Origin of the sequence: Algibacter sp. L4_22, assembly GCF_023473045.1 — a bacterium.
Classification (GTDB): Bacteria; Bacteroidota; Bacteroidia; order Flavobacteriales; family Flavobacteriaceae; genus Algibacter.
This window is the reverse complement of sequence record NZ_JAMCOK010000008.1, coordinates 149,178-169,497: the sequence shown is the minus strand read 5'-3', so window position 1 is coordinate 169,497 and position 20,320 is coordinate 149,178. Positions and strand designations below refer to the sequence as shown.

General features: G+C 31.3%; 18 protein-coding genes. 11 read left to right on the top strand and 7 right to left on the bottom strand.

What is annotated here, in order from left to right:
- Positions 1–378 precede the first annotated feature (378 nt).
- From M4I23_RS18120 to rfbD, 11 genes are all read left to right on the top strand, one after another.
- A complete protein-coding gene (locus M4I23_RS18120; RefSeq protein WP_249755329.1) occupies positions 379–2,388 on the top strand; it encodes a histidine kinase in 2,010 nt (669 codons plus the stop codon).
- Positions 2,381–3,130, top strand: coding sequence for a LytTR family DNA-binding domain-containing protein (locus M4I23_RS18115; RefSeq protein ID WP_249755328.1), 750 nt, complete (start codon positions 2,381–2,383; stop codon positions 3,128–3,130). The genes M4I23_RS18120 and M4I23_RS18115 overlap by 8 nt, the downstream gene beginning before the upstream one ends.
- Before the next feature lie 368 nt (positions 3,131–3,498).
- A complete protein-coding gene (locus M4I23_RS18110; protein WP_249755327.1) occupies positions 3,499–4,800 on the top strand; it encodes an OmpA family protein in 1,302 nt (433 codons plus the stop codon).
- A 25-nt stretch (positions 4,801–4,825) separates the two neighbouring features.
- Positions 4,826–5,386 (top strand): outer membrane beta-barrel protein, encoded by a 561-nt coding sequence (locus M4I23_RS18105; protein ID WP_249755326.1) that lies wholly within the window; start codon positions 4,826–4,828, stop codon positions 5,384–5,386.
- An 87-nt stretch (positions 5,387–5,473) separates the two neighbouring features.
- Complete coding sequence (locus M4I23_RS18100; RefSeq protein WP_249755325.1) at positions 5,474–5,947, top strand: hypothetical protein; 474 nt, start codon at positions 5,474–5,476, stop codon at positions 5,945–5,947.
- A 189-nt stretch (positions 5,948–6,136) separates the two neighbouring features.
- Positions 6,137–7,357, top strand: a complete 1,221-nt coding sequence (locus M4I23_RS18095) for a hypothetical protein (RefSeq protein WP_249755324.1) — start codon at positions 6,137–6,139, stop codon at positions 7,355–7,357.
- A gap of 31 nt (positions 7,358–7,388) precedes the next feature.
- A complete protein-coding gene (locus M4I23_RS18090) occupies positions 7,389–7,907 on the top strand; it encodes a hypothetical protein (RefSeq protein ID WP_249755323.1) in 519 nt (172 codons plus the stop codon).
- Between the two features lie 18 nt (positions 7,908–7,925).
- Positions 7,926–8,825, top strand: a complete 900-nt coding sequence (locus tag M4I23_RS18085) for a hypothetical protein (protein ID WP_249755322.1) — start codon at positions 7,926–7,928, stop codon at positions 8,823–8,825.
- A 189-nt stretch (positions 8,826–9,014) separates the two neighbouring features.
- Entirely contained in the window at positions 9,015–9,665 is a 651-nt protein-coding gene (locus tag M4I23_RS18080; RefSeq protein WP_249755321.1) for a peroxiredoxin-like family protein, read from the top strand.
- Positions 9,666–9,790: 125 nt separating this feature from the next.
- The gene (locus tag M4I23_RS18075) at positions 9,791–10,360 is read left to right on the top strand and encodes a GNAT family N-acetyltransferase (protein ID WP_249755320.1); all 570 of its coding nucleotides are present in this window, start codon (positions 9,791–9,793) and stop codon (positions 10,358–10,360) included.
- Between the two features lie 538 nt (positions 10,361–10,898).
- On the top strand, positions 10,899–12,929 hold the full coding sequence (gene rfbD / locus M4I23_RS18070; RefSeq protein WP_199269885.1) for a dTDP-4-dehydrorhamnose reductase: 2,031 nt from the start codon (positions 10,899–10,901) through the stop codon (positions 12,927–12,929).
- Between the two features lie 118 nt (positions 12,930–13,047).
- Here the strand turns inward: rfbD and M4I23_RS18065 are convergent, their stop codons facing one another.
- From M4I23_RS18065 to M4I23_RS18035, 7 genes are all read right to left on the bottom strand, one after another.
- The gene (locus M4I23_RS18065; RefSeq protein ID WP_249755319.1) at positions 13,048–15,318 is read right to left on the bottom strand and encodes a c-type cytochrome; all 2,271 of its coding nucleotides are present in this window, start codon (positions 15,316–15,318) and stop codon (positions 13,048–13,050) included.
- 148 nt (positions 15,319–15,466) lie between these two features.
- A complete protein-coding gene (locus M4I23_RS18060; RefSeq protein WP_158851052.1) occupies positions 15,467–15,886 on the bottom strand; it encodes a thioesterase family protein in 420 nt (139 codons plus the stop codon).
- Positions 15,876–16,511, bottom strand: a complete 636-nt coding sequence (ribA, locus tag M4I23_RS18055; protein ID WP_249755318.1) for a GTP cyclohydrolase II — start codon at positions 16,509–16,511, stop codon at positions 15,876–15,878. The genes M4I23_RS18060 and ribA overlap by 11 nt, the downstream gene beginning before the upstream one ends.
- 73 nt (positions 16,512–16,584) lie before the next feature.
- On the bottom strand, positions 16,585–16,974 hold the full coding sequence (locus M4I23_RS18050) for a NifB/NifX family molybdenum-iron cluster-binding protein (RefSeq protein WP_158851056.1): 390 nt from the start codon (positions 16,972–16,974) through the stop codon (positions 16,585–16,587).
- Positions 16,971–17,150, bottom strand: coding sequence for a DUF5320 family protein (locus tag M4I23_RS18045; RefSeq protein ID WP_158851058.1), 180 nt, complete (start codon positions 17,148–17,150; stop codon positions 16,971–16,973). Before M4I23_RS18045 ends, M4I23_RS18050 begins: the two co-directional genes overlap by 4 nt.
- A 3-nt stretch (positions 17,151–17,153) precedes the next feature.
- Positions 17,154–17,561, bottom strand: coding sequence for a DUF134 domain-containing protein (locus M4I23_RS18040; RefSeq protein ID WP_158851060.1), 408 nt, complete (start codon positions 17,559–17,561; stop codon positions 17,154–17,156).
- Positions 17,562–17,679: 118 nt separating this feature from the next.
- Positions 17,680–20,229: an adenosylcobalamin-dependent ribonucleoside-diphosphate reductase gene (locus M4I23_RS18035; RefSeq protein ID WP_249755317.1), complete on the bottom strand. Its 2,550-nt coding sequence runs from the start codon at positions 20,227–20,229 to the stop codon at positions 17,680–17,682.
- Positions 20,230–20,320 lie beyond the last annotated feature (91 nt).

Here is a 20,320-nt window from a genome sequence, read left to right as displayed (position 1 = left end):
GCGTAATTTGCCACGACTTATACAATATATAGTTGTAACATGTATCTTAATATATAACCTCTATCCCAATCAAGCCAAAAGAGTAGCAAAAAAGGCAATTAAATCGTACAAATAAATAAAATTACATTTATCTTTATACTATAAATCACCAAATTATGGTATATCTATAATCAAGGTATAATCAATTTTGACTTGTAGTCATATTTCAGGTCAAGACATTTATGTAAGATAGTCAATCGTAAGCAATTATTATAGATAACGAATCTAACAATCACTGAATTAACAGTCTATATACGATCTTAATACTTTCCTAATAATAGAGAACGTAAGCAAAATGAATACAAACATGAATTAATTATAACTCAAAACCCTAATTTAATGTTGCTTAATATTCAATTAACTGATGTTTCTAATTTTCAATTTTCAAAAAAACCATCATCTTACAGCTTTAAACATCTCTTCATTAATTGTTTCTTATATTTCCTTCCATTTCTTGCTCAATGCGCAACGAGTACAACTTTTAACGATACAAACAAAATCCAAGATTCTATCAAAATAGATTTTAATCACAAAATAGATAAAGCGTACAACGACAGCCTGAAAATTGCATCTGCCTATTTTGAATATGGTAAAAACCTTAATAATAACGACCAAAAAGAAACAGCAATAGATCACTTAAAAACGGCTTTAGATATTGCAAAAAAAATCAATAATGATAAACAAATTGCAGAATTTGGTAACTATCTAGCAAACCTATATTGGCAAGTAGGAATCTATAAACCATCTACCAACACCTACCTCTTAGCCTACAATAGTGCTATAAAAACAAAAGACAGCAGCCAAATGGCTAAAATAAGCATGAATTTAGCATCCAATTATAATTATTTAGGGGATTTTAACCAAGCTATAAAATATGCTCTTAATGCCTTAAAAATTAAGGAAACAGCAAAAGACATGGAGCGTATTTGTTACCACTATGTTGCGATGGCTACCATTTTTAAAGAAACCGATAATACTGAAAAATGGGAATACTACATTCAAAAAGCCTACAAATTAAAGGATGTTGACAATTGTGCCTCACTTGGAGATATTGCTAAAATATATAATAATTTAGGATCTATTTCGGTAAGAAAAGGCGAGAATGAAAAAGCACTCGCCTATTTTGATACGCTTTTAGTTTTAAGTAAAGAGGTTGGTTTTAACAAAGGCATAAGTGCAGCTCTAGGAAATAGTTCGGATATATACAGAGACCTCAACCAAAGCCAAAAAGCCTTAAACTTACTTATAGAAGCAGAACAATATTTTAGTGATCCTTATGAAGTTATTTCAAACAACAACAGTAAAGCAGAACTATACCGATTATTAGGCCAAAATAAAAAAGCACTTAAATTATCCTTAAAAAACACAACGTTAAAGGATCTTCCTTTTTACTCTATGGAACACGAGAAAACCCTGCGCCTTTTATATGAGGTAAATTCGGTTTTATTAAATTACAAAGAAGCATTACGCTGGAATGACTCGTTACGAATACTAGAAAACAAATTACACGATTATAATGTACAAAAAGGTATTGAAGAATTAGAAACAGAATACGAAACCAAAAAAAAAGTACAGCAAATAGAGTTACTAACTACGGAAAATGAACTAAAAAATCAAAGAATTAAAGCAGGTATCGTAATTCTTTCCTTTTTAATAATTCTAATACTTCTTATACTTTACATTCTAAATATTAGAAACAAGCAAGCAAAATTAAAACAGAATAATTTACGTTTACAGGTGCTTAGAACGCAAATGAATCCGCATTTTATCTTTAACGCTTTAGGTTCAATTCAAAATTTTATGATGAAAAACGATGCACGTAAAGCATCACGTTATCTATCGCAGTTTGCTTCCTTAACGCGAGCAACACTAAATAATTCTACCGCGGAAAGCATCACCTTGGCAGATGAAATTAGTATGATAGAAAACTACATTGAATTAGAAAAAATGCGCAAGCAAAACAAGTTTGATTACACTATAAATTATGACGAAAATTTAGATTTAGATTTTATAAGAATTCCACCAATGCTAAATCAACCTTTTATTGAAAACGCCATTAAACACGGCTTTAAAAATATTGATAAAGGAGGCTTGTTAAATATTACAATTAAAGATAAAATAGATTGGATTGAATTTATAATTGAAGATAACGGAGAAGGATTTCATGATGGTACAAAAGAAAAAGGCTATAAATCGATGGCCATGACTATTTTTGAAAGCAGAAGAAAATTAATTAAACAGAAGTACAAAAAGGATTTTAAGTTTGAAATAGTAAATTTAAAAGACAAATATCCAAACCAAACAGGGGTACGCGTAATTATAGATATTCCAATTTTAAACAATGATTAGAGCCATTATTATAGACGACGAATCTGCAATGCAAGAGGTAAATAGCCAATTGTTAGCTGAGTATTTTCCAAATATTGAACAAGTTGGAACAGCCAATAGTATTACCTTTGGTATTGCCTTAATCCAAAAAGAAAATCCAGATTTGGTTTTACTAGATATTCAATTAACAGATGGTTCTGGTTTTCAGTTGTTACAAAAATTACCTTCTTATGATTTTAAAGTGGTTTTCATTACGGCTTTCGATTCGTTTGCTATAAAAGCGATAAAATTTAGTGCCATAGATTATATTTTAAAACCCGTAAACGAAATAGAATTTCAACAAGCTATTCAACGTGCGGTAGATTTAATAAAAAGTAAAGATCACACAGCATCACAAGTAAATGTTTTAATGGATTCGTTAAAAAAAGAAATCCAAAGTAAAAAACTTGTATTGCGCACCTCACACTCTATACATATCGTAGATATTAGCGATATTCATTTTTGCAAGAGCGATAACAGTTATACTACATTTTATTTTGAAGACGATGAAAAAATACTCGTCTCTAAAAGCCTAAAAGATTACGAAAGTCTACTGAAAGAATATGGCTTTTTCAGACCACACCAATCTTATTTAGTAAACCTTAATCACATAAAAAAAGTAGACAAAACAGATCATGGTTTTATTATTATGAAAAATAAAAAGGAAATTCCAATTTCTACGCGTCAAATGAAAAACCTTATTAATTTATTAGATAGTTTATAAAAGTTCGCTTTACGTTTTAGGTCGTTTCTTAAGTCAGATTCAAACGCTTTTCTTGCGAATTCAAATTACGTAATACTATACTGAACACATACAGCTATCTTTAATACAATGATAATGCCCTTGCGACATATTAACTTAAACACTAAGGATACAATTCAATGTTCAAGTTAAAATAGTTACTTTTCTGTAACACCCCCCTTCTACCTGTTTATCAAGAACATATTAATACTTTCCACTAGAAAGCAAAACAATAATTTGCAAATTCCATCGAAAAACTAACGAATTCAAATTATGGTGTAGCACAATCAAATTGAGCACAAAAACAACTTCGTATGCGTTGTAAATTTATAGTACCAACAACACATATTATGAAAACTTTAGAATCAAAAACATCGTCTAAATTTCTATTTAAGATACTAATAGTACTTAGTCTATTAATAGTAATTCCTCAAAATTCAAATGCGCAGCTCTTAAAACGGTTAAAAAAGAAAGCAGAAGATAAAATAGAACGTGAAGCTGAAAAAAGAGCCGAAAAACGGATCAATAAAAAAATTGATAAAGAATATGACAAAGTTGAAGATGCTATAGATGGCAAAGACACAGAGAACAAAACGAAAACGGATAGCATTTCAAAAAAAGAAAACTCTGATAAAAATACTATCGAAAAGAAAACTGAATCTAACGCAAAAGAGAAAAACCAACAACCAACTGTAGTTTGGAATAAGTTTGATTTTGTACCTGGCGATACCGTAATTTTTGAAGACGGACCAAGTGCCGATGAAGAAAATGGAGAGTTTCCTAGCCGTTGGGATTTGTATAAAGGAGGTGCTGAAATTGCCGAATTTAATGGAACACCAGTTATAATGTATCTAGACCATGGTGGTGTAATAATTCCCTATTTAAAAAATTCAAGCGAAGATTACTTACCCGAAGTTTTTACAATAGAAATGGATGTATGGTTTGGTGAAGAACAAGAGTATAAGAGATATTGGATCGAGTTTTTTGATAAAAAAAATCAAAGACGTGGTGAAACTACCGATTTAGAATTATACCCAAATGGATTAGAATATGGAAATTCAAGTAAGAGATACCCAGGTAGAGAAAATGTTAATTGGGGTGTTGTAGATGTACCTATGTGGAGACATATATCTATAGCTTATACAAAGGGTAAATTTAAAGCCTATATGGATGATACTAGATTAATTAACATTCCTCGTCTAGAAGGTAACCCAACAGGTATTTCCATACGTTCAGAATCTGGTTCAACCACATATATTAAAAATATCCGTATCGCTAAAGGTGGTGTAAAATACTACGACTGCGTTTTATCTGAAGGAAAAATTATTGTAAACGGAATCAAATTCGATGTTAACAAAGCAACATTAAAACCAGAAAGTATGGGGCCTATTAACAAAATTTTTCAACTCATGCAAAAACAACCAGAGCTAAACTTTAGTGTAGAAGGACATACAGATGCTGATGGTGGAGATGACACAAACATAACCTTATCTAAAGCTAGAGGAAAAGCAGTTATGGATAAATTAATAGCAATGGGAATTGCTGAAAACCGACTTAAATCTAACGGCTTTGGTGAAAGTAAACCTATTGACAACAACAGCACACCAGAAGGAAAAGCCAACAACCGCCGCGTAGAATTTGTAAAATTTTAAACTAATTATTAAATAAAAACCAATCATGAACAAAACAAAATTATTTTTCGCAACTGCAATTATAGCAATGATTGCATTAACAACAAATCAATTAGAAGCCCAAGAATCTAAGATTTTAGCTGGAGGAGGTATAGCTTACGCCACCGAAATAAATTCAGCTGCCATATTTGCTAAAGGCGTTTATCAAATTAACGATGAATGGGAAGCATCTCTTGGCATTAACTATTACTTCCCAAAAGGAGAAGGAGCCTATGAAATAAAATGGATGGGATTTGATCTAGATGCACATTATGTATTTTCAAAAACGGATGATCTCGACATCTATGGTATTGCGGGCATAAATATTTTGCGTGTTAGTATTCCTAGTTATGATATCTATTATGGCGATTCAGATTATGATTTCCCTTATGATGAAGAACCTTCTACATCAACTAGTTCTATAAGCGATACAAATACGGGTATAAATTTAGGTATGGGTGCACGCTACCTATTAACAGATAATTTATACGGGTTAGGCGAAGCTAAATACGCAATAAACAATGGTGGATACTTACAACTAAGCGTAGGCGTTTTGTTTGGATTTTAAAATCCATTTCGTTTAAACAGAAATAGATTCAACTTCCTTTCTTAACATTGAAAAAAACATAAATAATAATCACAAAATAAACAAATCATGAAAAAATCAATTACACTAATCGCAATATTAGTTAGCTTATTTAGTCTAACATTCACGTCTTGCAGTAGTGATAACGACACTAACTCTAGCCCAGAAGTAGAAACAGGAAGCTATGAAATCTATTTAGATGGTGTACTTTTCTTAGAAGGAACAAATGCTGAAGTGGGTCTAATTAAAGACGACCAAGGCAACTATGTAAATACTGTCACTATTGGTACAGGTACAGAAGTAGTAATTGTAGTATCCGGTTTTCCAACAACAATTGGTGATGTATCTAATATGGTTGATGATGGTGACCCTGGAGTAAATATTTTAACAGAACAAAACCTATATGATACAAGATCAGGAACTTTGACACGCACATCAGCTAGCAAAATATCATTTGACGGAACATGCACAGACTGGCCTAATTTACAATCCTATAGCATAACGGGATATATAGAATCTGAAGCCTGGAAAGTTATAAACTAATCGCTCAGTAATAAAGAATTCATTCTTTTAATAAGAGTAACTAGTAACACAAATTTAGGGGGATGCAGGAGTGCAGACTTAAAACATATAATGCTATTAATCAATAATAAGCTTGTACTCCTGTTATTTTAAGTACACGAGAACTGCTTTTAAGTAGTCAAACATTAATAATTTTTTTAGTCTTTAATCATGAAAAATACATTTCTTTTTTTTACCGTATTTATACTATGTGTTGGTCAATCTTATGCACAAAAAGAAAAAATAACAGGGAACTGGCTCATCACTAAAGTTGAAGTTAAGAATAAAGTTATTACTCCTTACCAAGTTATGAATTACAACAAAGATGGAAAAATGATTACCATGGGAATAGAAGTTGGCGCATGGGAATACCATAAGAAAAACCATTCTATTGTAACCAAATCTGAATTTGACAAAGATTTTAATGGTGAAAATAAAATTCTAAAACTGTCTGACACCGAATTAATTGTTTTAAAAGATGACGCAAAAGTTTATTATAACAAGATCGATTTAAATCAAGTGTCTAAAGAAAATGCTAACTCTGGTTTAATAGGGTCTTGGCGACTAAATAATGAAGAAAACCCAGACACCATTCATCTATTAACATTTACATCTCCAGATAATTTTCTTTTAATCACTAAAGATTATGGAATGCAATCCAAATCAAAAGGCACATGGTTGTTCAATAAAAAAGATAAAACCGTAATCTTAATTGGTTTTTCCATGGAGCATTTCAAAGGTTTAAACAAAGTAATTCATATTTCTGAAAATCGAATTTCATTAGAAAATAAGAGTGTCACATATGCTTTTATAAAAGAAGAAAATCAAGCCAACACAATAGAACATTTGGTGTTTTCTCAAGACGATTTTTTTAATGAAAATGGAGGTTTTAAATATGAGGAGGAGGAAAAAAATCTACCATGGAATGATTGGAGTGCCATGAAACCCGACATCTTAAATGTAAAACAATTAGTATATACCCATTCAAGCTTAATCCCAGATACAACTTCTTTTGAAAATAAAACCCTTACCGCAAATGTAGAGGTTAACATGGACGAAGAAGCGTATTATATTGATAATATATTTATAGGTTTTGATAGCTATAACGTACCTGAAGACACCGAATTCCCTATCAATTCGTTTGATGATTACAACAAATTATACCCATTAGAAGAGGCCACGTTTAGAATACAAGGTGAGGAAACCATAACAACTGCTGCTGGTTCATTTAATTGCACTGTTGTAGAAGCTATTAAAGATGATGTAAGACAAAAACTATGGATGATTAACGATAAACTCGGTGTTTATGCTAAAATCATTGAAGAAAATCCTGATGAACATTTTGGTTATTACGACCGCTATGAATTACAAGAAATAATTTATAATAATTAATTCAATTTTAAACTCTAAAATAAATAACATCATGAAAAACACTGTAAAATTTTTAACGGTATTACTTATTTGTTTCACATTCACATCTTGCGATGATGACATCTTAGATGTAGATTTTAACACTACAGTAAAAGCAACCATTGTTGCACACGTTGACCAAGATCAAGAAACTATTGACGAAAGTGTTGTTTTAAGTATAGACAACAATGACACACATGATTATTTAGATAATATCAAAAACGTGAAAATCAAAAAATTAACATACAAAATCATCAGTTTTTCTGGAGATGTTGAAGGCTATATCGATGTAGATTTTTATGCAGATACTATTACATTAACCACAGAAGAATTCTTTGTAAAAGAAGCTTTTGATGCTACTACAATTTTTGAAGTTACAGATGTAAGTAAACTGAATACCATGGCTAATTTATTAAAAAATAATAACAGTACTACAGTTGGTATTATAGGACAATGTACAGCCGTTGAAGAAGACATGGACTTTAACATTGAAGTTACTGCTGAATTAGAAGTTACAGCAAACCCATTATAGTTTATAAATCTTAATAAAATGAAAATTCATACCTTAATAATCTTTGCATTACTTCTAGTGAGTTGTAAAGAAAACAAAAACAATACGTTTGCAGATGTTTCTACAAAAACAGAAACACAAGACACGCAACTAAAGCGCTATAAAGTGCAATCTGGTATTATTAAATATAAAACCACAATTGCAGGAGCGTTAATGGGTAGTAAAATTACAGGTACCGGTACCGGAAGCAAATATTTTAAAAACTATGGTGCTATTGAACTGGTAGAAGAAGAAACTTCTCAAACTACAGTTGCTAATATACTTGGAAACAAATCCACTAATACAACTAGTTCACACACTATCAATAAACTAGATAATAGTGTTAGCTATAATGTAAATTTTAAACAGAAAAAAATCTACAAACAAAAGAATATGGCTATGGAATTAACCAAGCAATTTCAACCCAACAAAGATGCCGGAGAAGCTGGAAAAAACATATTTAAAACTATTGGAGGAAAGCAAACAGGCACAGAAACTTATAAAGGATACGATTGTGAAATTTGGGAAACCATGGGAATTAAACAATGGATATATAAAGGAGTTACTTTAAAAACTGTTGCTACCTTAATGGGAATTACAACCACCACAGAGGCTATAACGGTAAAATTTGACATATCTATTCCAGACAGCAAATTTAATTTACCAAATTATCCTATTGCAGAGCAGGAAAACATGCTTGGCGAAATAGAATTCAACTCCGAAGATTTTGACGTAGATTATGAAGGCATTAAAGACGACATGAATAGAGTTAAAAAAATGTCTTTCGAGGATTGGAAACAACATGCCACTGCAAACGATGAAGAAATGCAAGAAATGAGTGAAGAAGATTTACGTAAAACGTACAATATAATTCAGAAAATGATAAAAACACGAGAGTAATTAAAAACCGAGAATTAAAGTTCTACAACTTTGCCTTTTGTTTTTTTATTTACTCCTAAAAACACGTATAACTTTTAAAAGTCTATTTATTAATCAAAAATAGAATGGTTAATTTTGATTAAAACTACCACTTGGTTTTGTGAAAAACCACTAACTTCGTTTAACGACTTATATCATTAAATTAAAATAATGAAAAATTTAAAAGAACAAACTGATGCTAAAATTGCAGCCGGACGACAAGCTAATCCAGACTTCATGAAAGGCGTTGATGATGTTATTATTAAAGCAAAAGCTTTCCAACAGGGAGAGAATGCTATTAAAATTGGAAAAAAAGCTCCAGGTTTCGAGCTACCCAACCCTAACGGAGAATCTATATCATTAGATACATTATTAAATAAAGGCCCTCTCGTTATTACATTTTATCGTGGTGATTGGTGTCCTTACTGTAACTTACAACTTAGAGCCTTACAAGCCAGATTAAGCGATATTCATGAACTAGGTGCAACATTAGTTGCCATAAGTCCACAAGTACCTGATGGGTCTATGACAAAAAATGAAATTAGTGAAATGGAATTTATTGTATTGTCTGATCAAGATGCAAAAATTACATCACAATATGGTGTTGCCTGGGAAGTACCGGAGTTTTTGCTGGATCACATGCGAGTAGATCGCAATCTTGACTTAGAAAAAATCAATAATGGAAATAGTAATATATTACCAATTCCTGCTACGTTTATATTGGGAAGTGACGGGATAGTTAAATGGAACTATGTTAATGTTGATTATAGAACACGTTCTGAACCTGAGGAGATTATTGAGGCCCTAAAAAAACTGACTTAACAACTTATTGTTGTTGTTATTGTTATTGTTAAAATAAGTCAACTTCATTAATAACATATGTTATTTAAGTATATCTGAAATATAAAATAAAACAGTTGGACTAAGCGCTATATACAATGAAATAAATGAACTTAGAAAAATTTTTCTCATCTGAATTGATTCTTGAAAATAATTCAATTTTATTACGTCCGTTATCCATTAATGATATGGATGCCATAGCTCTTATAAGTTACAATAAAGAATTAGGCGAATATGGAGCTAGGGTAAAAAATAATAATGATTTAACCCATTATTTTGAATTCTGCCTAAAAGCAAAAGAGGAAAAAGAACTATACCCTCTAATAATTATAAACAAGGAAAACAATAATACCATTGGGTTAACCATGTTTGGAAATATTAGTTTTCAAAATAAAAGATTAGAAATAGGATGGACATGGATTGGTGCAAAATTTCAAGGAACTGGCATTAATGCAATTTGTAAAGGACTACTTTTAGATTATTGTTTTAACAATTTAAAACTAAGAAGAGTTGAATTTAAAATAGACATAAATAATATAAAATCCCAAAAGGCAATAGAAAACATTGGAGCTATAAAAGAGGGACTTTTAAGAAATTACAATATTCAATCTTATGGAGAAAGCAAAGGAACTTATGTGTACAGTATTCTTAAAGAAGAATGGGATAAAAGCATGTAACACACATAAAAAATGAAGTATTAGACTTAAAAAAAAATCTTGCTTCGTCTTATTTTTCTGTTGTGCCCATATCTTTAAAAAAAACATCAATGATCTATTTAACTTAAATTCTGAAAAATTAGAGCCTCCTCTTCTTCCTTTATTTATAATTAAAAACACCGACTAACAGTAGCTATACCGAGATAAAAAATCATTTTCACATTTCCTAAAGCAATACAAAGTGTATTTGCTACATCTTGTCGCATTAAATAATTATTTAGAATATGTTTCCTCTTTTCTATTAGAACTATTTAATAATGTGTCTATTTCAAAAATGTTAGGTTTCTAATCATCTTTTACTATATTTGGAATGTTTTTCTATTGAAATTACCAAGGTGAAATGTGAAAATTTTGGGGAGTTTTAAAGTTTGCATGAAACACTTCATTTAAATGATAAATACTTTTCTAATCATTCTCTCAATGATTAAGCAGCTTTTTTTATGCCTTGATGTAATGGAAAAATAACATTAATTTAAAATAGAGAAAACAATAGGGAAATATGAATAAAAACATTCTTATTACAGGTGGTAATGGGCAGTTAGGAAGAGAACTTAAAGAACTTGTAAGAATACAGGAAGACTGTTTTTCTGATGTAACTTTTCACTTTACAAATAGAGATTCATTAGATATTACTGACGCAAAAAAACTGAAAGAATATATAGAATCTAAAAACATAGACTCTATTATCAATTGCGCAGCATATACTAAAGTTGATGATGCAGAAAAACATCATGATCTTGTATATCGTATCAACACTGAAGCAGTGAAAAACATGGCTGAATTGTCATCACAAAAAGGCATTAGGCTTATTCATATTTCTACTGATTATGTTTATGAAGATAATAAACATTCACCTATTAACGAAGAAGATACAACCGCGCCTCAAAGTGTATATGGTAAGTCAAAACTTGCTGCAGAAGATGAAATCAAACGTATTAATCCTGCAAATTCAGTAATTATACGTACATCCCGATTATACAGCCATTTGGGACATAACTTTGTAAAAACTATTTTAAAGCTTGGGAAAAGTAAAAAAGAGTTGAATGTTGTATGTGATCAACTTATAACACCTACTTATGCAAAAGATTTAGCAAAAGTTATTTTAACTATACTTGATCAAGATATAGAACCATCAAAGTCAGTAACAGTATATAATTATGGTAATGAAGGCTGTTGTTCCATATATGATTTTGCTCAAGCTATATTTGAAATAGGAAATATTAAATGCAAAGTTAATCCTATTAGTACAGAAGAATATCCAACTCCTGCAAAACGTCCAAATTACAGCGTATTAAGTAAAGAGAAAATTAAAAAAGATTTCAATCTTAAAATACCTTATTGGAGAGAATCTCTAAAAGATTGTCTCGAAATTATAAATGCCAATATCCCGAAAACATATAAAATAGGTATTATCGGCTCTGGCTTTATTGCAAGTGGTTTAGCTAAGTTATTAGCAGAACATAAAGACTATGAAATTTCTGGTATTTTAACACGTTCAAATATCCATAACCGTAGTGAATTTGCACAACATGCTGTGCTTACAAATTCGTTGGAAGATTTAACAGAAACTTCAGACTTGATTGTAGAATGTAGCGGAGATGCTATTTATGCTACCGAGACTATCGACTATATTTTAAAAGCTTCTATACCTGTAGTTACAATGAACTCGGAATTTCATGTAACAACAGGTTCATACTTTGTTGATAAAGGATTAGTAACTGAAGCTGAAGGTGATCAGCCGGGTGTTCAAGCTATTTTACACGAAGAGGCGCTTCAAATGGGTTTCAAGCCATTAGTCTATGCTAATATTAAAGGTTTTTTAAACGAAAAGCCTACACTAGAAGACATGACCTATTGGGGTAATAAATCCAACCTTAGCCTTCCAATGGTTACTTCATTCACCGATGGTACAAAAGTTGAAATAGAGCAAGTTTTAGTAGCCAATGGTTTAGGTGCAGGAATAATTCAAGAAGGATTAGTAAAGCTTTCTAGTGATAATATGCTTGAAGGTGGTTCTGTGCTTGCAGATAAGGCAAAAGAATTAGGCTACCCTGTTAGTGATTATTTACTTTCGGCAAAATTACCAGCAGGTGTTTTTCTTATGGTAGAACACGACGAAGATCAAAAAGATTCTTTAAAATATTACAAACTTGGTGGAGGTCCATACTATGTATTGGAACGCACGTATCATCTTTGTCATTTTGAAATTATTAAAACAATAAAACGCGTATTAAATGGCGGTGGTGTATTATTAAATAATAGTAAAAAACCTAAACTTAGTGTAGCCGCTGTTGCAAAACGTGATTTGAAAGTTGGTGAGAAAATCAAAAAAGGTATAGGAAGTTTTGATGTAAGAGGTACAGCCGTTGAAATTGCTAATAACCTAAATCATGTCCCTATAGGTCTGCTTGCAAATGCAACTATAAAAAAAGAAGTAAAAGAAGGTGAAAAAGTTAGATTTGAGGATATAGATATACCAGAAAGTTTGGCTTTAATAGTGTGGAAAAAAATACTTGAAAGAAGTAAATAACCAGAAAGTTTATTTTAATACTCAACACTTTCACTCTAATGCTCTTTTTTTATAGGTTATTAATAGGTTAGATTATAAAATCTAACCTAAGCCTTTAGCCAAACCATATTATATAAATCTAATTTAACAATTCCTTTTCACTGTAAACACCTCCCCCTTTTGGCTTTACATTTCTCAAAGCTTTTATTTGATCCAAGTTTATGCTTTCTGAATCTTTAGAAAACGTGCTTTGCAAATAGCTTATAATATTTAAAATATCCAAATTTGTAAATGCGGGGTTATTAGCCAAACCAGGCATAGTACCATTTAGCTCGTATAATTTTCCATTTACATGTACTGGCCCCGCTAAACCATGTAATAACACTAAAGTTAATCTTTTAGTTGAACCTGTTACGTATTCCGAATTTTCTAACGGAGGTGCTAGCTGTTCAACACCTTCTCCATTAAAACCATGACATGTTGCACAAAAATTTCTGAATATTTTATAACCAGAAGTATTAGAGGCTTTAGTAACATTTCTTTTCTTCTTTTTATCTTGCTTGTTTATCAAGGTTTCACCTAAAATAACATCTAATTTATTTTCTGAAATATCAATATTTTCTTCATCTAAATATAATTTATAACCATCTTCTATGCCTCTTAAACTATTTATTGCACTTTCTTGATAAGCTAAGTTATCAGTATATTTCTCTGAAAGTTTAGACAGTATTGGAAACACTTTTTCTGATGAAATTTGACCCCATCCGTTTAAAGTATTTAATATATATAAATCTACTTCTGGATTATCTTTCCCCGTTAGCTCTTCTATAATCTCCAACATTAGCGGTAAACGACTACGTGTTGCATGGCTTTCTACTAATACTAGAGCGTGACAAATAACATTACTTTCATTCTCTAGTTTTAAAACTCTTTCTAATGTGTTAAAACTAAGGGCTTGCATGCCATTTAAAGTATGCAATGCATGCACTTTAGCGATTTTATTACGAGAATCGAAAATAACATTTTCTAAAAGGGAAATAGCGGCGGGATCATTTTTAAATACTAATAATTGTTGAGCTCTATCACGCAACCATCCATTTTTATGGCTCAATAAATCAACCAATTCTGAAACAGATAATTCTTCAATATTAATAATCTCTTTCGGGACACTCTGTTTATTTATAACTCTTAATATTCTACCCATTCCAATAATGCTATCCAATTTTTTTTCAGCATATTGATTTTTCAAATAAGAAGTCAAAAACACTTTATCTTGTAAAATTCCACGGTGCATATCTACAACATACATATTACCGTCGGGTCCATTATTAAGATTTACAGGTCTAAAACCTTCATCTGTAGATACAATAAATTCCTTTTTAGGTACAGCTTGTCTAGCTTTTACTTTGAATAATTCAAAAGTTAATATATTACGTTTTACAGCATTGGCTTCTGGCGCACATACAAAAGCATTTTCTATAAATTCCGAGCCAAAATTATCACCTGTATAAATCAAAGGTCCACAAGCCGAAGTAACATTTACTAACACACTGTCTTTATCTAAAACACCTTTAACATAACCACGATTTACAGAAGTAGCATGTAATGGAAATACACGTTGATTTGGAGTTAACCTTTTATTTTGCAAGGCGCTTCCTTTATAATTTAGGTTTTTATTTGTTGTATTGGGTAACACATAATCACCTATTAATTGCACAGAATTAGTATTATAATATAAACGCCCAAAATTATCTTTTGTAATTCCCCATTGCCCTCTAAAAGCAGTTTTCTCTTTTAACCACTCCCCTTTTTTCCTTTGATACCTAAATTTAGATTTTGCATTGTATATCCAATTGTCTAAATGCATCATTAACCCGTTTGGTTGATGTTCTACATTACCTCCATCTGCATAAGAAGAATCTACCAAAATTCTATTTTCAGGTTTATCATCCTTAATATCTACAAACCAAAGCATAGGTGGCTCAGCATACAATAAACCGCCATAAACATGCGCAATTGCTCGTGGAAGAATAAGACTATCTAAAAATATTTTTGAATGATCTGCTACTCCATCATGATCTAGATCTTCCATAATAGAAATCACTCCATTTGGCATTTCATCTCCGACACCTTGTAGGTTACGCATATAGCCTTTCATCTCTACAACCCACATTCTACCTTTATTATCAAAATCCATTGCTACAGGAGCTTCTATAAGAGGCTCGGAAACGGCTACTTGCAATTCAAAACCATCTTCAATTTGATATGAAGCCAATGATATTTTTGGCTCGTCAAATGATTTTTGCTTGCAACCAACAACTAGTATAAAAGCGATTAAATAAAAAAATTGAAATTTATATGAAACTATTTTTGAGAATATAGCTTTAAGGGGAGATGTTTGAAATATCATTAATCAGTCATTATTCTTTTCATTATGGCATAAAAATACAATAATTATGAGAAGTAGAAAGTTTGTTAAAACATAAAGCGTTTGAGTTCTCTATACTACTAGAAATAAATTAAATTCTGAATCAATTTCGTTAGTAAAACATTTATTTTTATTTAACGCCACATTCAAACTTAGCTTCAAGAATACTTTCAATAAAACTAGGTATACTTTTTGGTAAACGCGACTCACTATCTACAAAAACAACAGCTGTTTTAGCTTTACTCAAAAGTATGTTTTCTTCATTCTTTATTTCGAATTCTAAACAAAAACGAACCTTTGGCATTTCTTTAATTATTGTTTTTATCGTAATAAGCTCATCATAGTGGGCAGGTTTCTTATAATTAATTTCAAAAGAAATTACAGGTAGTATTATATTGTTATTTTCGAGTATAATCTCGTCCAAGCCCAATTTTCGTAATAACTCATTTCGAGCTTGGTGGCAATATGTAACGTAATTGGCATGGTAAACATATCCCATTTGGTCCACTTCTCCGTAACGAGGTCTTAATTCAAATACATCAGTTATCATAACATTGATTTTCTAATTTCTCTTCACTAAGCTGATGCCCCATATGTGCTTCTTTAGTATCTAAATAGTACTTATTGAATGAGTTTGCTTTTATTATTAATGGAACACGTTTAACGACTTGAATACCGCTTTTTTCCAATCCTATAATTTTGTCTGGATTATTGGTTAACAAGTTTACCTTTTTTACACCAAGAGCCCTAAGAATTCCCACTCCTATTTGATAATCCCTTTCATCTGGAGCAAACCCCAAATGTAAGTTTGCTTCTATAGTATCCATACCAAGTTCTTGTAACTTATAAGCCTTCATCTTATTCATAAGACCAATACCTCTTCCTTCTTGTTGCAAATACACAATTACTCCACTTCCGTTATTCTCGATTAGTTTCATTGCTTCAATTAATTGATCTCCGCAGTCGCATCTTAAGGATCCAAATAAATCTCCAGTAGCACACGCAGAATGAATTCGAGTTAAAACGACTTCATTTGAAGAAAAATCACCCTTTATTAATGCCATATGCTCAAGACCGCTTAATTTTTCCTGAAATGGAATAAGTTCAAAGTGACCGTATTTAGTTGGTAGTTTAACCCTTTCTCCTTGTATAATATTTGTATCTCTAGTAGACATCGATTTAATTTTTACTTTATAAATTCAAACAAAAAAAACTTATAAATATTATAAAAATAATGTTTCTCTTTTTTTAAGACTCATGGTTACATCCCAAACCTTTTTTATGTTTTTTACTATGATGTTGACAAGAACCACCTTTATCAGAAATTTTATTTTCGACAAACTCTAGAATAACATCTGCAGATTTACCAGAGTATCCGCGAATTACACCAATACCTGCTGCTGCTAATTTACTCATGGCCTTATCTCCAATATTACCAGATATTATAGATCCTACGCCTTCATCTGCCAGCACGTTAATTATATTCGATTTACATCCACCTCCATGCTCTGACTCTATTAACTGTATGTCTACAATTTCATTTGTACTAGAAAAAGTGTAAATTTCATAAAACTTACTACGACCAAAATGATTTTCTATCGTATTATTTTTTGTTATCGGTATTGCTATCCTTTTCATTTTTCCAAATTAAATGTTACTATTCTATTATTGCTAGATTTTTTTCGTCTTCCTTTTCCAAAAGGTCTGTTTTCGGGATATTCAAAATCATCCAATTTTGTCTTCCTACATTTCCCTAACTTCATTCCTGTTTTTGGTCCTAAATTTTCAGGCCCTTTGCAATCAAAATTTGGCATAATTTATTCATTTAATTTTACTAATTCCTCTTCTTCATTGGTAGAGCAATCATCACATTTTTTGGAATTCTCAACACTATCAATTAATTTGAAACATGTTCTGCATTTGTACCAATCTTTGTCAAATTCAAAATCTCCGCCTTTAATTATAATAGATTTGCCTTCCACAAAGGCTTGTCCTATTTTTTTTAAGGCACTATTATAAATTCTAGTCAATGTAGGTCTTGAAACCTCAATTTTTTCAGCTGCAGCATCCTGTGAGAGATCATCATAAATGACTAATTTAAGTGCTTCATATTCTTCATATTGCATGATAACATGATCTGTTTCACAAAATCGAATTCCGAATGGCTTAAACCCAAGCATTTTGGGCGGACCATTAATTTTTCTCTTTTTTTTAGGACGTGGCATCTAATCAATTTTACACAAAGATAATGAACCTACGTTCATTATAAAACAATTTAATCATAATATTACATTAAAAAAGCCAATATATTTCAGTACGAAATATTGTTGGCCTTTTTTAAGTTTATCCACATTTAGAAGATCCACATTCCTGACATGTTAAACATCCTTCTTGGTAAATTAAATCGGTGGAATTACAGTTTTCGCAAGTTTGTCCTTTGGCTTTTGTACCATCTTCAACATAACGTTTTAATGCACGTTGCACTCCGTTTTTCCATGTATTAATAGATTCCGAATCTAATTGTAAACTTTGGATAAGTTCTACAATTTTATCAATTGGCATACCATGTCGTAAAGTTCCCGAAATTAGCTTAGCATAATTCCAAAATTCCGGATTAAACTTATGAGATAGGCCTTCTATAGTTGTTTTATAACCTCTTTTATTTTCATATTGAAAATCGTAACGAGAGGATCCATTTTCGTTTCTATTTTTAATAATAAGTCCTTTATCTACCCAACGCGGAATTAAAATTCCATCGTCATCATCTGTTAAACCCGTAAAAATCTCGTAAGGTCTATTATCAACCAAACCAACAAAAGCAATCCATTTTTCTTTTTGATTTTGAAAACGAACCACATCTGCTTCTAAAGTTTGCGGGCGCTTTTTCGAAAAATTATTTTCTTTTGTTTTACCATCCTTATTCTCTTCCGCAGAAATTAATACTCCAGAACGCGAACCATCTCTATAAACAGTAACTCCCTTACAACCAACTTCCCACGCTTTTAAATATAATTCTCCAACTAATTCTTCTGTAACATCATTAGGTAAATTAACGGTAACACTAATAGAATGATCTACCCATTTCTGGATAGCGCCTTGCATTCTTACTTTACTATCCCAATCAATATCATTAGAGGTTGCTTTATAATATGGAGATTGTTTTACCAATTCATTTAACTCCTCTTGTGTGAAATTCTGTGAAGAATCTATATTATTTACTTCCATCCATTGTTTAAAACGATGATGAAAAACAATATATTCTTCCCAAGAATCGCCTACCTCATCTACAAAATCAATACGCGCATTTTTATCGTTTGGATTCACCTTTTTTCTACGCTTATAAACAGGCATGAATACAGGCTCTATTCCAGATGAAGTTTGCGTCATTAAACTAGTGGTACCTGTAGGTGCAATGGTTAGCAAAGCAATATTTCTACGTCCATGCTCTAACATATCATAGTACAATTTACTATCCGCTTCTTTTATTCTTAAAATAAATGGATTATCCTTTTCTCTGTCTGCATCAAAAATAGAAAACGCGCCTCTTTCTTTAGCTAAGTTTACAGATGCTCTATAGGTTTCCACTCCTAATACTTTATGTACTTCCGTAGAAAAACTATTTCCTTCTTCACTTCCATATCGAATTCCTAAAGCTGCTAACATATCTCCTTCTGCAGTGATGCCTATTCCAGTTCTTCTACCTTCGTAAGCTTTTTTTCTAATATTTAACCATAAATTTTTCTCGGTTAATTTTACATCATCCTGTTCAGGATCGCCATTAATTTTAGCTAAAATTCCATCAATTTTCTCTAACTCTAAATCAATGATATCGTCCATCATTCTTTGAGCAATAACAATATGTTTTTTGAATAATTTAAAGTTAAAAATCGCTTTTTTAGTAAATGGGTTTTCAACATAAGAAAACAAATTTATAGCCAATAATCTACAAGAATCATATGGACATAAAGGAATCTCACCACAAGGATTTGTAGAAACTGTTTTATACCCTAAATCGGCATAACAATCTGGCACAGATTCGTTGATAATAGTATCCCAAAATAAAATCCCTGGTTCGGCAGATTTCCATGCATTATGCACAATCTTCTTCCATATTTTTGTGGCCTCAATTTCTTTTGTATAAATAGGGTTTTCACTAAATGTTGGATATTTTTGTATGTAGCTTTCATTGGCTTTTACAGCTTTCATAAACGCATCATCAATTCTAACCGAAACATTTGCACCTGTAACCTTTCCTTGTTCTAGTTTTGCATTAATAAAATCTTCTGCATCTGGGTGATTTATAGAAACCGACAACATCAAGGCTCCTCTTCTTCCATCTTGCGCAACTTCTCTTGTAGAATTTGAATACCGTTCCATAAAAGGAACAATTCCTGTTGATGTTAATGCTGAATTTTTTACAGGAGAACCCTTCGGGCGAATATGAGATAAATCGTGACCAACACCACCTCTCCGTTTCATTAACTGGACTTGCTCTTGGTCTATTTTCATGATTCCTCCATAAGAATCCGACTCACCATTGTTACCTATTACAAAACAATTAGACAAAGATGCAATTTGAAAAGGATTTCCAATTCCTGCCATTGGGCTTCCTTGTGGTACTATATATTTGAAATTCTTAATGACTTCAAATATTTCCGATTCGGTTAATGGGTTTTCATATTTCTGCTCTACTCTTGCAATTTCCGAAGCAATTCGTTTATGCATTTCATTAGGAGTACTTTCATAAATATTATCGGCGGAATCTTTTAATGCATATTTATTTAGCCATACACTAGCAGCTAATTCATCGCCTTTAAAATAGTTAAGAGCAGCTTTTAAAGCCTCATCTCTGGAATATGTTTTTTGAGGAGTGAGTACAGTTTTGGATTTCATTATATTGAAGAAGATTTAAATTGATTTTTGAAAAAATAAATATCTTCAAAAACAACAACTTAAAAGATGATAAATATCATGAAGTTTTCAG